Origin of the sequence: Pseudidiomarina sp. (assembly GCF_048268165.1) — a bacterium.
Classification (GTDB): domain Bacteria; phylum Pseudomonadota; class Gammaproteobacteria; order Enterobacterales; family Alteromonadaceae; genus Pseudidiomarina.
Map to the genome: position 1 here is coordinate 174,193 of NZ_JBLWWA010000004.1, position 14,395 is coordinate 188,587.

A 14,395-nucleotide genomic window follows, 5' to 3' on the forward strand; every position below is an offset into this window, starting at 1 on the left:
GAATATGGATATTCTGCTGTCAGCGTTTCAGCAAAACACCGATATGTTTAAGTATCTTGGTGCTATAGCGTTGCTGCTTGTTATTATTAAGATCTTGAATACATCGTGGTTCAAAGGAAAGCTCGGTGAGTTTTTAGTGAACCTCGCCGCGAAAATTCATTTAGATAAAGACCAATATCACCTCATAAAAGATGTGACGCTACCTACTGATGATGGCACCACACAAATTGATCATATTATTGTCTCGATTTATGGCGTATTTGTTGTTGAGACAAAGTACTTCCGTGGTTGGATTTTCGGTTCTGAGAAGCAAAAGACATGGACTCAGGTTATTTACCGGAATAAATATAACTTTCAAAATCCGTTGCATCAAAACTACAAACATACCCAAGTACTCAAAGAAATACTGCAGCTAACCGAAGAACAAATTTACTCGCTGATTGTATTTATCGGTGATAGTCAATTTAAGTCACAAATGCCGGATAATGTTTTCTTTGGTGCACGTTATATTAATTTTATTCAAGCCAAGAAAATGCCTGTGTTGAGCACTGAGGAAGTGCGTGCAATTAGAGATAAGATTGAATCAAATGCGCTAACACGTTCAATTCAAACTTCTCGTGCGCATCGCCAGCACGTTAAAGAAATTATTGAGCAGAAGACCAATAAATCAAATTCCGCTGATGAGGGCGTTCAGTGCCCAAAATGTGGAGCACAGATGGTAAAGCGATTGGTTAAACGAGGTGAACATCAAGGGCGACAGTTCTGGGGATGTTCGGCATTTCCTAAGTGCCGAGGTGTGGTCGCTTGAACGGCTTACAGAGGATAGTGAAATGCCACGTCGACTAACGAAAACGCAAAAAGGTACGCATCAAACTCTAAAAAATACATCATTTGAAAGTATGGTGGTTTCTTGGCTAATGCAAGATGGATGGCAAGTATTCTTACCTATTTTAGATCACGGACATCAAACTGATTTATTGATTTCTGATGGACCAAACTACTATCGAATTCAAGTTAAAACAGTCGCTGCTTCTGATCTCAAACACGACGTCTCGAACCAATGGAAAGAAAGTAATGTCGATTGTGTTGTCTACTTCGCTAGAAATTCGAACTGGGGGTGTGTCGCACCAGCATTTCTTGAAGATAAACGCTCAATAAATCATCCAGACCATAAAATATTCGAGCAAAACAACAAGAGCTTTCTAAGGGCATTCCACCTCATGGATGTAAAGATTTAGGTTTTTAGTAACCGAACAGGCCGAAATTTTCTTAGGGCAAAAGGCATTTGCATTTCTTTGAAAAATTAGCGTTAGAATTAATGTCGGCTTTGAGCGATAAACAGACGTTGGACTCTCTGACCTTACAAGGTAATCTAGCTCGCACGGTTGGCATAATACACTGTTAGCAAGGAGGCAAGATAATGCCAGAAAGACTCAGATTGACTAAGAATGCACAATTTTACAGAGTTAATGAACCTGTAGAGGATGAATTGCTTAGAAAAATCCTCGACACTGCCTCTGATAACATGAATCCAGATAGTGGATTTATAATTGATCAATTTAGGCAGGAAAGAAATGTAGATGAGCTAAAATTAGGTTTTGTCTATTCAGTAAGGGTGTTTTCTTCTAGTAGACCAGTTTACTTCTTGGACGATGACTTCGAAGACACGGTTTATGCATTTATATTGATTATTGAGACTGGCGGCTACCTTGCTGTTCTTAAGAAAAGCTGTGGCAATATATTCGACTTGATGGATGAAAACTTTACTCTCGTCGGCAGTAAAGAGTTTTCATCTTCATTCTCTGATGATGATGTGGAATTTCAGAGATTGGCGCTTAGAAATATGACAGTTTCAGATCGAGCAATGAGATCAAGATCATATGAAGCGGCCGACTTAAAAGGATTGCTTTCGACTCATTCAGCAGGAAGATCAATCCCCTATTACTTTAAGCTCCGGCAAGGAGCCAAGACCAGGTCTATATCAGGAACTGGTCGGGTTGTTGAATCATCCAGTAGAGAAACAATCGACAATATCGCTGCATGGGTTTCGGAGCAGGTCAATCTTATAGAAGCTCCTAGCAATACAAACTTCTTAGATGCTTTCGCAAGTAAAGTGGAGCTAAGTGAAGTCTTAACTATTTGCTCGCCTAATGCCATTCTTATAGAGAGTTCCCCCTTGTTTGATCGTCTAAAGAAAGACGGTATCCAGCTAAAATATAAAACAAAAAAGGGTAAGGTCATCAGCGTTTCCAATCGCGTCTACAAAAATCTAGAATCTGCGCTAGAGAAGGTATATGAGATAGATTCAGATTTGAGCGTCATCGGAGTTAATGATGGTTCTCGGATTCGAGCTAACAAAAAAAGTCTTACTTTATATTCGAAATATCTTGCAAAGTTGCGTGTGTCTGAAAACGGCAAGCTAATAACTCTTCAAAAGTATATTGTTAAGCATGGATTCTATAGTGTTACTTTTGACGACCCCAAATACATGTACTTTATGGGGGCGTGTTTCGAAGATTCTTCTGGAATTTCCGAGATCGACAACATCCTTGAGATTTTTCAACCAATAGAGTTAATGCCAGCGGTCAATTCGGAAAAAGGCAGTTTTACGGTAGAAAGCGAAAATTTTACAGCCGATTCGATGTTTGATGCCGTTGAAAAAATTCATGCTCAAGATGATTTTATATTCTGTGACGATTTAGGTGATGAGTGGGCTGATCACATAACATTTAATAAAGAAAAATCAAACATTTGCTTTATTCACTCGAAACATGGTGATCCCAGTACATCAGCTAGTAACTTACATGATGTCGTAGGCCAAGGGATTAAGAATCTTGGAAACATGTATTTCGATGCAAATGCTATGCTGTCAAAATTAGAAAAAACATTTAAGAAAGATTACAAGTCAGGAAAAGGCGTTCAGACAAAAATACCTAGGATACGGCAGGGCAACACTGATGATTTTGAACTGTATCTGGCTAACTTGCTTAAAGATTACAAGCTGAATCGTAGCTGCGTATTATGCTGTTCGTTTCTTTCTATCTCAGGTATTAAAGAAGAATTTAATAAAATAAAAGAAGAAGAACCTGTTAGAGGGAATATTGTCCAGCTATTATGGATTATTTCTTCCTTCGCGCATGCGGTCAAAGATATGAACGTAAGGCCAATAATATACTGCGCTAAGTAGTACTTGCTAACAAGGCACTACTGTCGGGCAAGTCTTTCGCTGCGCTACAAATTTGCCGAAGAGCGCGGCTTAAAAAGTCCGCTCTTGGCGCAAAGCCGAGGGTGAGCGATGAGCGAGGATCGGACATTGGGCTTTTTGTCCAATTAGACTAGTAATGTCACCGGCAATGTTAAATTGACCCACCTGAGACGCAGCACACTTATCTCTGAATATTGCGCGCTATATTGTTGTGTTGTGTATTTAAGCCGTTTACTGTCAATGACATAGAAAAAATAAAGATTGGATATTGTGCGCTCGGTAGGGTGTAACTAAGCATACTCAAATTGTCTTTACTAACTCGGGACTTTTCAAGTCAGGAATACCTGCTTTCTCAGTAAGTTAATAACCGAAAACTATCAATTGGACGAGTTTCTGAATGCGCACGCACAATAATACAAATGTTAGAAATACAAAGGCATAGATATGGATCAAGAAACTATAGCGAAGGGATTTTATATGTCGCTATGCAGTCGCGATGAAATCGAGCGTATATTTAACGTTTCGTCCGCTAGTGACTACCTATTGAAAATTAGAGCTGACGCCACTGTTAATCACGTAAGAATTTATCGTGTCTTTATGCGAACGATGGCCGATGCAGGAGAAAATTGGTGTTTCAATGATTATTTTGATACCAAGCCACTTGAGAACTATGTCGAACACCTAGCAGATGAAGATTATGCAGAAGCGAAGGAATTAACAGCTGGGTTCGTCTTTTGTGATAAGCCGAATGGTCAAATTGAGAAGACAGAATTCGGAAATATAATCACGATATCTGAGTCACTAAGATACTTCTTATATTTTATGAATCTAGCAATCCTAGATCATGGCGATGCAGAAGTACCCCAAGCTGTTAGAAGTGCCGCAATAAAAATTGCGATTAGAACAATGCTTCAAAGTGAAGCTCTCGATTTTGAGCTCGACCCTAGAGGTGAAATACCCAAACAAGTCCATGATAACGTTCAGTATCATACAAATCGACAATTGGAGTTCATTGTTGGGCATGAGTTTGCTCATTATTTTCTTGGGCATCTGAATGATGCAAACTTGATTGAGGATACTTATTTATCGGTTCGGGAGATGGGCGAAAAGCCCCATAAGTTTTTCTCATATGCCCAGCAAGATGAACTCGATGCCGACATTAACGCAATCGAAAGGCCGATTTACACTCCTGATATGAGAGCAGATCTTGTAAACAGAGCTTTATTCTTTTTTGTGTACTTGCACATATACCAAGGAGTGAAGGACCAAATAAGTCCTTCGGTGGGTCGTGCAAAATCACATCCCGAGCCGATCGACCGATTTCATCATATGTACAACCATTTTAAGGATAGTGTTGAGCTGGATGAAGATAACTTAAAAAGTTTATTGGAGCTAGGTGACATCTATAAAGAATCTTTGGTTGAGGATGTGGCTTTAAATTTTGAGTCATATGAATCATATGGCTCGATATATCTAGCACAATGGCGCGGGAAAGTGCTAATTGATCGTGTCGATTTCTAACAAAAGCATGTTGTCAGACTGGTTTTCAGCTACGCTCCAAACCCGCCGCACATGGGGGCGTTAACGTCTGCTCCTGGCACAAAGCAGCCTTGTTCGGAATTATTTCTCCAGAATAGTAGTTTGTCTTTTGAGCGGATGTTCAGTTCGGTAAGCCGTACAGGAACCTTGAATAAGGAAATGACATGAAAACCAAATGGATTGTAGCGTTATTCTCTCTAGTCAGTGTAACTTGCGTAGCTCGAGCAACGGATTTAATTGGTCAGCATTACCAGAGCTTTCAGAGGGATTTACCCGAGTTAAAGCAGTTATCCGGAAGTTGTCTTTCAGGTTGCAAGTATTCGGTTAGCAACGTTAAAGATCTCAGTAACCAAGAAAGCGTTATTGTGTTGTCGAAAAATACACAGGGCTCTAAACGATGGGAAATAGTCGACGTTCTCGAGAACCCAAAGGGGCAGGCAACCGTATCAAACTGCACGGAAAATTATTCGTCGTTTAAACAGATGCAAGCGACCCGGCCAGGCTTGATGCCATCTAACGACAACTTTGTCGCATTAATTCGTTCCACCTCTGAGAAAGATCAAGACAACAAGCTATGGGTGAAGGCGACACAAGTATTCACCGTCGACACTGAGTCACATACGTTCACAGAAATATCGAATGACGACGTCTATTGCTATGTAGGAATAGGCTAAAACCCCGCCAGCGTTATTGCGAATCATTCGCATTAGTAGTAACATCGCTCGTCATAACATGCACTTTGTTTCTATCTTCTACTAATCTCAAGAGAACGAGCGAACCTCATGACGCTTCAAGCCATTACTCGTGCCGCATTGGCGGTTATTGTTATTGCCACACTGGCAGTGTTGAGCCCGCAAGCAAAAGCCCAAACCTCAAACAGCCAACCAGAGCTTCAACAAGAATACATGCGCCAAATTGCGCAGTTGGTGGAATATATTGGAGTGGATTACAGTGAGGCGGTTGCCAACGGTGAGGTGGTTAACGCCGGCGAATATGCCGAAATGGAAGAGTTCTCGTCAATAATTCTGCGCAATATCAACACCCTTGCAACTGATAATCAAGCATTGCAAAGACTCGTTCAGCCGGCGCAACAGCTTCGCGAACTAATCATGAATAAAGCCGATTTGGCAGAGGTGCGTGGTGCAACATCGCAGCTTCGTGCGCAAATCTTGCAGCAATTACCGAAAGTAGAACTACCAAAAGCGTTATCGCCAACAGCGCAAACCAAAGAGCTGTATCAAACGCAGTGCAGCGCATGTCATGGCCAGCAAGGCCAGGGTGACGGGCCTGCAGGGCAAAATCTAGAACCTGCCCCAACTAACTTTACGGATTTAGAGCGTGCTGAAAACCGCTCGTTGTTGGGTCTGTACGATGCAATTACCAAAGGGATTGATGACACGGCCATGATGGCATTTACCAACCTGACCGAGCAGCAGCGTTGGTCGTTGGCATTTTATGTGGGCTCGCTGGCGTTTCAACAACACGCAGTGGATGCGCCGCAAGCAAGTGTTGAGGTGATTGATTTACAACAGATGGTGAATACGAGTCCAGCGCAATTGCGTGCTGAATTGCCGAGTTCACAAGCGAATTTGGTAAATATTTTGCGTGCGAACCCGCAGCGACTTTTTGAAGCGGAAATATCACCATTTGCGGTCGCAAAAGCTCGTTTGAAAGCGGCAGAAGAAGCTTACGCAGCAGGTGACGTAAAGCGTGCAAACCATTTGGCAGTGAGTGCTTACTTAGATGGTTTTGAATTAATGGAAAACGGTTTAAGCGCGTACGATGCTGCGCAGACCAAAGCCATTGAAGCGCAAATGATGGACTTGCGCCGGATTATCGCCGTTCCCAATCAGCAAGCAAAAGTAAGTGCTGCAATTAATGAAACGATTCAAGCGTTAGACCACGCGCAAGCCACCATGACTGAGCAGCAGCTTTCAAATACTGCGTTAGCGTCGGCGAGCTTTGTCATTCTATTACGTGAAGGTTTAGAGGCGTTACTCGTGGTGCTGGCGCTGATCACAGTATTACGTCGCACGGAGCGCAATGACGCCGTGAAGTACGTGCATACCGGTTGGGTGACGGCGCTAGTACTTGGCGGCTTGACCTGGTGGGCGGCACAATCGCTGATTTCAATTAGTGGTGCCAGTCGCGAGATCATGGAAGGTGTCGCTGCCGCGCTAGCTGCGGTGGTGCTGGTTTACGTTGGCATTTGGATGCACAGCAAAACCAACGCGCAGGCGTGGCAACAATACATCAAGCAACATTTGCATTCGCATTTAGCGGCAGGGACGTTGTGGGGTATCGCGCTGTTAAGTTTTGTGGCGGTTTACCGGGAAGTGTTTGAAACCGTACTGTTTTATCAGTCGTTACTCACGCAAGCACAAACGGGCCAGCATAGTAGCGTTTGGGGTGGCTTCATCGCCGCTGCGGCGGTATTGACTGTGGTGACATGGGTAATGTTGCGCTTCAGCTTGAAGTTACCCATTGCGAAGTTCTTTGCCTACACCACGTATCTGTTATTGGCGCTGGCGTTTGTATTAGCGGGTAAAGCGATCATTGCCTTCCAAGAGGCGGGTTGGATTGCGGCAACACCATTCCCAGTGCCGCTTAATATTGACTGGCTAGGTATGGCTGCCACCTGGCAAAGCCTTGGTGCGCAGCTGGCGGTACTGTTGGTATTTTGGTGGTACCGCCGCCGCTCAATCACTTAGAAGAATAGGTAAATAAATCCGACGCCCAATTCTGCTTCGTAGTCACTGCGAGCAATTGGGCTGTCTTGCACGTCACTGCTGTAGTGTTCATATAGGCCTTCAACAAAAACTAGCCAATTCTCGTTGATATATTGACGATAATTGTAATGCAGTCCAATTGAGCGAATGCCACTATCCAGATAGGTTTGGTTATAGCCCGACGCAGCAGCCTGCGCGGCGTTGATGCCGAAATCTTTATTGGCACGATCGCTGTCGTGATATACCGCAACCAAGGCCAACTCACCGCCGGTGCCGTCGTTTTGCTCACCAAAGCGGCGGCCGACACCAAAAATACCAATGTTGCCATCTTCGCTGGCAATCACGCGGCCATCGAGCCAATAACGCCAGTCAGCATTAAACGCACGACGCGCCTGTAACACAAATTCAGCGCCTTCGTCTGAATCACCAAGACCATTTAAGTAACCGTCGTCTGAATCGGCTTCTTCACGGCCTTCATCAAAGCCGACAGTCGCTTCGAACAACCAGATATCGTCGCGAAGACCGCGCCAACCCAACGCTTCACCAGCAAAGTAAAAAATATTGTCACCAGTGCGCCATTGCAGTGCCCCAGCAGGATCAACTTCGAAGCCAAACTCGTCGGAACCCTCGTAGGCGGATTCATACTCAACACCTAAGCCTAATCCCAAAGCCCAGCCATCTTCGCCTTTGGTGAAATCATCAAGCGACGGTAACGGCACTAAGGCTGTTTTTTCTTGGGCTACGGCTGTTGGCGCTAAAAATGCGTAGATAGCAATTGGTAATAACAAAGCAGTAAATTTTTTCATTTCGATTCTCTCCACCTGTGGCGGCTTAAAACATGTCATTGATGACACGTTATTACCGATAAGCTTAGTACACCAAAGTATTCTGGGGAGATCACAGCAGCTAAAAAAGATGAGAAGAGTTTATGGGTGTGCCGCTATGTATATCACTGCATTCCTTTCAAAAACGCCACCACACTGCGCCCAAGCGAGCTATGGTCATAGCCACCTTCAAGCATCGCAACAATACGCCCTTCGCAATGGCGTTCAGCAAGCGCTTTCAGTTCCTGAGCCATCCAGTGGTAATCGGTTTCGGTTAGATTGAATTGCGCCATGTCGTCTTCCATATGGCCGTCGAAGCCTGCTGAAACCATAATCAATTGCGGCTCAAAGGCATCAATGGCGGGGAACCAGCGTTCGCGCACAGCGGCTTGCCAGGTGGGGCCATCACAGCCTGCTGGCAATGGAATATTGATCACTTCATGGCTAATGGTTTCGGTACCCGAATTCGGGTAAAAAGGGTGTTGAAACGAGCTGCAAAACAGCACGCGTTCGTCGTTCAAAAAGATGTCTTCGGTGCCGTTGCCGTGGTGCACATCGAAATCCACAATCGCCACGCGCTCAAGGCCATATTTATGCATGGCGTATGCGGTGGCCACCGCTACGTTATTGAAAATGCAAAACCCCATAGCGGCATCCCACGTGGCGTGGTGGCCGGGTGGGCGAACTGAGCAAAACGCGCGGCGGTTTTCGGCGGTAAACACTTCGTCTACTGAGCAAATGCCGCTGCCGGCAGCGTATAACGCAGCGCGCAGTGTGCCAGCCGTCATCATGGTGTCGGGGTCTAGCCAAATGTGCTGATCGGGTTCAGTTGGTGCGCGTTCAAACACGTCGTCTACGTAATTGGCGGCGTGTACGCGGAGTAAGTCTTCACGGTCGGCTGGCTCGGCATCTTTTTGCGTCAGCGCAAACTCCATGCCAGAGCGAATAATCTGATCATTAATGGCTGCAATACGCGCCGGCTCTTCCGGGTGCACTTCTGAAACGCGGTGCAAACTGCAATATTGGTGACTAAATACGGTTATCGACATACTTCACTCGCTGCCTTTAGAAACGTCATTTAAATTGAGTTGCAAATACACCTCACCCGGTTCTTCTGAAGGTTTACGAACAAACCCCGCACGCTCAAACACCGCCAGCATTTTGCCGTTTTCAGAACGCACATAAGCCATCATGCGTTCAAGGCCACGCGCGCGCGCAATACGCTTCATTTCTTCCAATAAGCGGGTTGCCATACCTTTACCATGCTGAGTTTCGCGCGTAACGAAGGCAACTTCACAGCTTTTTTCGTCGTGTAGCAGGTAATAGCGACCAACGGCTTGAATCTGCGCCATCGAGCCCTTTTGCCGCACAATACACAGCGCCAAATCGCGCGACTGGTCAACACTCACCAAGGTGCACGATTTCTCACGGCTCATTTGCGTTGGCACTGTGTTGTAGCGCATTTGCAGGGTTTCTTTGGTGTGCGAATAGAAAAACTCTTGCAGGCGCCGCTCGTCACTTGGGTTGAGTGGGCGCAAGTCAAAAAACTCGCCATTAATCACAATTTCTTTAAACCCAACAGGGCCAAGTTCGGGCACTTCAACGGAATGCAAAACTTGGTAGTGGGGCACGTAGTAGTGCTTGCGCACTTCTTCGAGCAATTGCTGACGGAATTTGGGGTGGGCAACACGAATGAGCTCAAGGGCGCGCTCGCGTATGCTCTTGCCGCGCAGTGAGGCCACGCCAAACTCAGTCACCACGTAATACACATGGGCGCGTGATGTGGCCACACCGGCGCCTTCGGTAATAAACGGCACAATACGCGATACGGTGCCGTCTTTCGCGGTAGAAGGCAGTGCAATGACAGGTTTACCGCCAGGGCTCATGCTGGCGCCGCGGGTAAAATCAACATGCCCACCAATACCGCTATATAAGTGGTGCCCAATGGAATCGGAAACCACTTGCCCGGTTAAGTCGACCTCAATGGCGCTGTTAATCGAAACCATTTTTTCATTGCGGGCAATGTTCGCCGGCGAGTTCACATACTCCGAAGGGTAGAAGCCAATGTGCGGGTTATTGTTCACAAAGTCATAAAGCTTCTTGGTGCCAATGCAGAAACTGGTCACGGCTTTATGCTGGTGATAGGTTTTTTTACGGTTATTAATCACGCCGCTCAGCATCAGTTCCATAATGCCGTCAGTGATTAGCTCGCTGTGTAGGCCTAAGTCTTTGTGGTTGCTTAAATACCGCAGAACCGCGTCACAGATTTTACCAAAGCCAATTTGGATGGTGGCACCATCTTCAACCAGCAATGAAACGTACTGGCCGATGCGCTCGGTCACAGCGTCAAGTTCTGGCGCTGAAATTTCGGGTAGCTCTTGCTCGGCCTCAAAAAATGCATCAATTTGGCCTTTATGAATAAAGGCTTGGCCGAAGGTTACCGGCATTTTGGGGTTCACTTGCGCGATAACTTTTTTTGCTGAGCGCAGCGCCGACGAAACAATATCCACCGACACGCCCAGCGAATGATAGCCGTATTGATCGGCAGGGCTCACCATAATTAGCGCCGCGTCTAACGGTAAAATATCTTCGCTAAATAACGACGGAATATCAGACATAAAGGCTGGCGTGTAATCGGCACGGCCTTCGGCGACGGCTTTTCGCACCTTTTCGCCACCGATAAACAGGGAATTCACCTTAAAGTTTTGGCTGTACTCGGGGTTCACCCAGTGGTTATCACCCAGTGCGTAAATTTGAATGATTTCAATATCATGAAAATGCTGACAATGGTCAGTGAGATCATGCAGCAGCGCGTGGGGCACCGCGGCGTGCGTGCCAATAAATATTCGGTCGCCCGACTTGAGTAAATTTTCCCATTGTACCTGTTGGCCATTAACGATTAGCTGGCGCTCAGTGCCACTCATGTCTGTGTCCTTATGTCACAACAGCGATTAAGCCAGTATAAACATAATTTTGGCTTCCGCGAAATTGGCGCTATGCTGTAGCTCGTCATATCAAAAACTATAAGAACAAAAGCATGACACATATCACACAATCTTCCCGGTTAAGTGCTATTGGCCCTGGCGTCATCTTAGCGGCAGCGGCCGTTGGCGCATCCCATTTAGTTGCTTCCACACAAGCCGGTGCGCTATTCGGTTGGCAGCTGTGGTGGGTTATTTTGCTGGTTAACGTACTCAAATACCCATTCTTCCGCTTTGCGGTTTCGTACACCTTGCAGCACAACGAGAGTTTAATTGCTGGGTACCATCGCAAAGGGCGCTTTTACCTGTGGGCATTTACTGCGCTTAACCTGCTTGCCGCGGTGGTCAATACCGCCGGTGTGCTGCTGCTAACGGCAAGCTTGTTGCAGTTATTTATTCCGCAATTATCGACCACTGTGTTGAGCTGGTTGATTCTAGTGAACTGCTGGTTGATTCTGCTGGGCGGGCAATATCGCACCTTGGATAAACTGTCGAAGTGGATCATGGCAAGTTTAAGTATCGCCACGGTTATTGCCGTTGGCATTGCATGGTGGAACGCGGTGCCGCCACCCGCAGACTTTGTTGCGCCGTCGCCATGGAAGTTGTCCGCATTGGCGTTTTTAGTCGCTATGGTGGGCTGGATGCCAGTACCCATTGAGCTCTCGGCCATCAGTTCACTGTGGCTGCGCAGTAAACAAAAGCTCACCCAAGTAACGCTGGCCCATGGTTTGTTTGATTTCAATTTGGGCTATTGGGTTACCGCCGCATTGGCATTGCTGTTCTTAGCGCTGGGGGCCTTGGTGCAATTTGGCAGTGACCAACCCATTGCCATGGCGGGTAGCCAATTCGCCAGCCAATTTGTCAGCATGTACGGCAGTACAATAGGCCAGTGGTCGGAATATTTAGTGGGTGCGATAGCCTTTCTTTGTATGTTTGGTACAACCTTGGCGGTGCTTGATGGTTACGCAAGAACCTTACGCGAGAGTCAGCGCTTGCTGCTACCTAAATCCACCACCCGTAAGCCCAACCGACCTTTTCCGCTCAATATTTGGATAATCGGGCAGTCTATTGCTGGCATGTTGGTGATTATGTATTTCAAAAGTGCGCTGGGCCCCATGCTGACATTCGCCATGACCTTAGCTTTTTTAACCACGCCATTTTTTGCGTGGTTAAACTTTCAATTGGCAAAACGCCGGCCCATGTCACGGCTTCTGAATATCTATGCGTGGGTAGGTTTAGTCTATCTTGCTGGCTTTGCCTTGGGCTATTTGTATTACCTTTTGACGACATACTGACATCGCAATGAATGTCACCGTCGTGACCATCTTGAAAATCGGTGCGTTTGGCTCACTCACCTTGAGCTTTGCACCCGTATTGCATTAAATGGAAGCACGATAAAAACGAGAGGAAGTAATGATGAAGGGCATGAAGCATCTAATTTTAGCTGCGATGATGAGTTCAAGCTTGGTTGCTACCGCAACTGAATTTGAATTACCTGAAGCAAAAATGAAGGCCGATGATGTTGTGGTGACTGAGCACAGCGCCAACATCAACGGGCAACGATTCAAATACACCGCCACCACCGGAACACAACCGGTATTCAATGAAGACGGCGAAGCGACAGCCGCATTATTCTTTACCTATTATGAGCGCCAAGACGTTAAAAACCGCGAAGAGCGGCCGCTGCTGATTTCATTTAACGGCGGACCCGGTTCAGCGTCTGTATGGATGCACATTGCTTACACGGGCCCTAAGTCATTGCGCGTTGATGATGAAGGTTTCCCAATCATGCCTTACGGCGTGAAAGATAACCCGCACTCAGTGCTTGATGTTGCGGATATCGTGTTTGTAAACCCAGTTAACACCGGCTACTCGCGTCCGTTGCCAAAGAAAGACGGCACCGAGTACTCACGTGACGAACTGCAAAAAATGTTCTTTGGCGTTAATGCTGATGTGAAATACCTAGCCGACTGGGTAAACACCTTTGTAACGCGTCATGAGCGCTGGCGCTCGCCGAAGTACCTGATTGGTGAAAGCTACGGTACCACGCGGGTTTCTGGCTTGGCACTTGAGCTGCAAAACCGCCAGTGGATGTACCTTAACGGCGTCGTTTTAGTGTCACCAACGGATATCGGCATAGAGCGCGATGGCCCAGTAAAAGCGGCGAACCGCTTGCCGTACTTTGCTGCTGCAGCTTGGTACCACAATGCGCTAAACAGCGATTTGTTGAAAAAAGACTTACTTGAATTACTTCCTGAAGTTGAGCAATACACCTTAAATGTGTACCTGCCAGCGTTGGCTAAAGGCGCGTTGTTGCCTGCAGCTGAAAAAGAAGAAGTTGCTGAGCAAGTTGCCAAATATTCAGGTTTGGATAAGCAAACCGTGATGCGTGCAAACTTGGATATCAGTACCTCATTTTTCTGGAAAGAATTATTGCGTGATCGCAGCCAAACCATCGGCCGCCTCGATTCGCGTTATTTAGGTATTGATAAAGACGACGTAGGTTCGCGCCCAGATTACAACTCTGAGTTAACCTCGTGGTTGCATTCGTTCACGCCAGCTATCAACTATTACTTACGTGAAGAGCTGAAGTTTAAAACCGACGTGAAATACAACATGTTTGGTCCGGTGCATCCGTGGGATCGCAGCAACAACAATACCGGCGAAAACCTACGTCAAGCCATGGCGCAAAACCCATACTTGAACGTGCTGATTCAGTCGGGCTACTACGACGGCGCAACAAATTACTTTGATGCCAAATATAATATGTGGCACATCGACCCAAGCGGCAAAATGGCTGATCGTATTGGTTTTAAAGGCTATCGCAGCGGTCACATGATGTACTTGCGCGCAGAAGATTTGAAACTGTCAAATGATGACTTGCGCGAATTCATCAAAGCGACTATTCCTGCTAAGGACGAAGCCGCGAAATACTAATGAATTAGGAGATGACCCATGAGCGATTTTATTCGAATTATCATTGCCATTTTATTGCCACCCCTTGGTGTGTTCTTGCAAGTAGGTATTGGTAAGCATTTCTGGATTAATATCCTGCTGACTTTGTTGGGCTATATTCCTGGCATTGTGCACGCTGTGTGGGTCATCGCTAAAAAATAA

The 14,395-nt window shown here is 46.1% G+C and carries 12 protein-coding genes; 9 read left to right on the plus strand and 3 right to left on the minus strand.

Annotation, left to right across the window (positions count from 1 at the left end; genetic code table 11):
- The first annotated feature begins 4 nt into the window (after positions 1-4).
- The 6 genes from ACN0UY_RS10610 (at position 5) to ACN0UY_RS10635 (ending at position 7,455) form a co-directional block, all read left to right on the plus strand.
- A complete protein-coding gene (locus ACN0UY_RS10610; protein ID WP_417666943.1) occupies positions 5-808 on the plus strand; it encodes an NERD domain-containing protein in 804 nt (267 codons plus the stop codon).
- A gap of 22 nt (positions 809-830) precedes the next feature.
- Positions 831-1,238 carry a hypothetical protein gene (locus ACN0UY_RS10615; protein ID WP_417666945.1) on the plus strand — a complete coding sequence of 136 codons (408 nt, stop codon included), beginning with the start codon at positions 831-833 and terminating at the stop codon, positions 1,236-1,238.
- A 182-nt stretch (positions 1,239-1,420) separates the two neighbouring features.
- On the plus strand, positions 1,421-3,187 hold the full coding sequence (locus ACN0UY_RS10620) for a hypothetical protein (RefSeq protein ID WP_417666947.1): 1,767 nt from the start codon (positions 1,421-1,423) through the stop codon (positions 3,185-3,187).
- A gap of 462 nt (positions 3,188-3,649) precedes the next feature.
- On the plus strand, positions 3,650-4,726 hold the full coding sequence (locus ACN0UY_RS10625) for a hypothetical protein (RefSeq protein WP_417666949.1): 1,077 nt from the start codon (positions 3,650-3,652) through the stop codon (positions 4,724-4,726).
- A 182-nt stretch (positions 4,727-4,908) separates the two neighbouring features.
- Positions 4,909-5,418: a hypothetical protein gene (locus tag ACN0UY_RS10630; RefSeq protein ID WP_417666951.1), complete on the plus strand. Its 510-nt coding sequence runs from the start codon at positions 4,909-4,911 to the stop codon at positions 5,416-5,418.
- A 108-nt stretch (positions 5,419-5,526) separates the two neighbouring features.
- Positions 5,527-7,455, plus strand: coding sequence for a cytochrome c/FTR1 family iron permease (locus tag ACN0UY_RS10635; RefSeq protein ID WP_417666953.1), 1,929 nt, complete (start codon positions 5,527-5,529; stop codon positions 7,453-7,455).
- Here the strand turns inward: ACN0UY_RS10635 and ACN0UY_RS10640 are convergent.
- The 3 genes from ACN0UY_RS10640 to ACN0UY_RS10650 all read right to left on the minus strand — a co-directional run bounded on the left by ACN0UY_RS10640 (position 7,452) and on the right by ACN0UY_RS10650 (position 11,221).
- Positions 7,452-8,279 (minus strand): MipA/OmpV family protein, encoded by an 828-nt coding sequence (locus tag ACN0UY_RS10640; RefSeq protein WP_417666955.1) that lies wholly within the window; start codon positions 8,277-8,279, stop codon positions 7,452-7,454. The genes ACN0UY_RS10635 and ACN0UY_RS10640 overlap by 4 nt on opposite strands.
- 143 nt (positions 8,280-8,422) lie before the next feature.
- Positions 8,423-9,346: a histone deacetylase family protein gene (locus ACN0UY_RS10645; protein ID WP_417666957.1), complete on the minus strand. Its 924-nt coding sequence runs from the start codon at positions 9,344-9,346 to the stop codon at positions 8,423-8,425.
- A gap of 3 nt (positions 9,347-9,349) precedes the next feature.
- A complete protein-coding gene (locus tag ACN0UY_RS10650; RefSeq protein ID WP_417666959.1) occupies positions 9,350-11,221 on the minus strand; it encodes a GNAT family N-acetyltransferase in 1,872 nt (623 codons plus the stop codon).
- Positions 11,222-11,334: 113 nt separating this feature from the next.
- Here ACN0UY_RS10650 and ACN0UY_RS10655 point away from each other — a divergent pair, with 113 nt between their 5' ends.
- The 3 genes from ACN0UY_RS10655 to ACN0UY_RS10665 all read left to right on the plus strand — a co-directional run bounded on the left by ACN0UY_RS10655 (position 11,335) and on the right by ACN0UY_RS10665 (position 14,395).
- Positions 11,335-12,573, plus strand: coding sequence for an NRAMP family divalent metal transporter (locus ACN0UY_RS10655; protein ID WP_417666961.1), 1,239 nt, complete (start codon positions 11,335-11,337; stop codon positions 12,571-12,573).
- A gap of 130 nt (positions 12,574-12,703) precedes the next feature.
- On the plus strand, positions 12,704-14,215 hold the full coding sequence (locus tag ACN0UY_RS10660) for a S10 family peptidase (protein ID WP_417666963.1): 1,512 nt from the start codon (positions 12,704-12,706) through the stop codon (positions 14,213-14,215).
- A gap of 18 nt (positions 14,216-14,233) precedes the next feature.
- A complete protein-coding gene (locus ACN0UY_RS10665) occupies positions 14,234-14,395 on the plus strand; it encodes a YqaE/Pmp3 family membrane protein (protein ID WP_128353145.1) in 162 nt (53 codons plus the stop codon).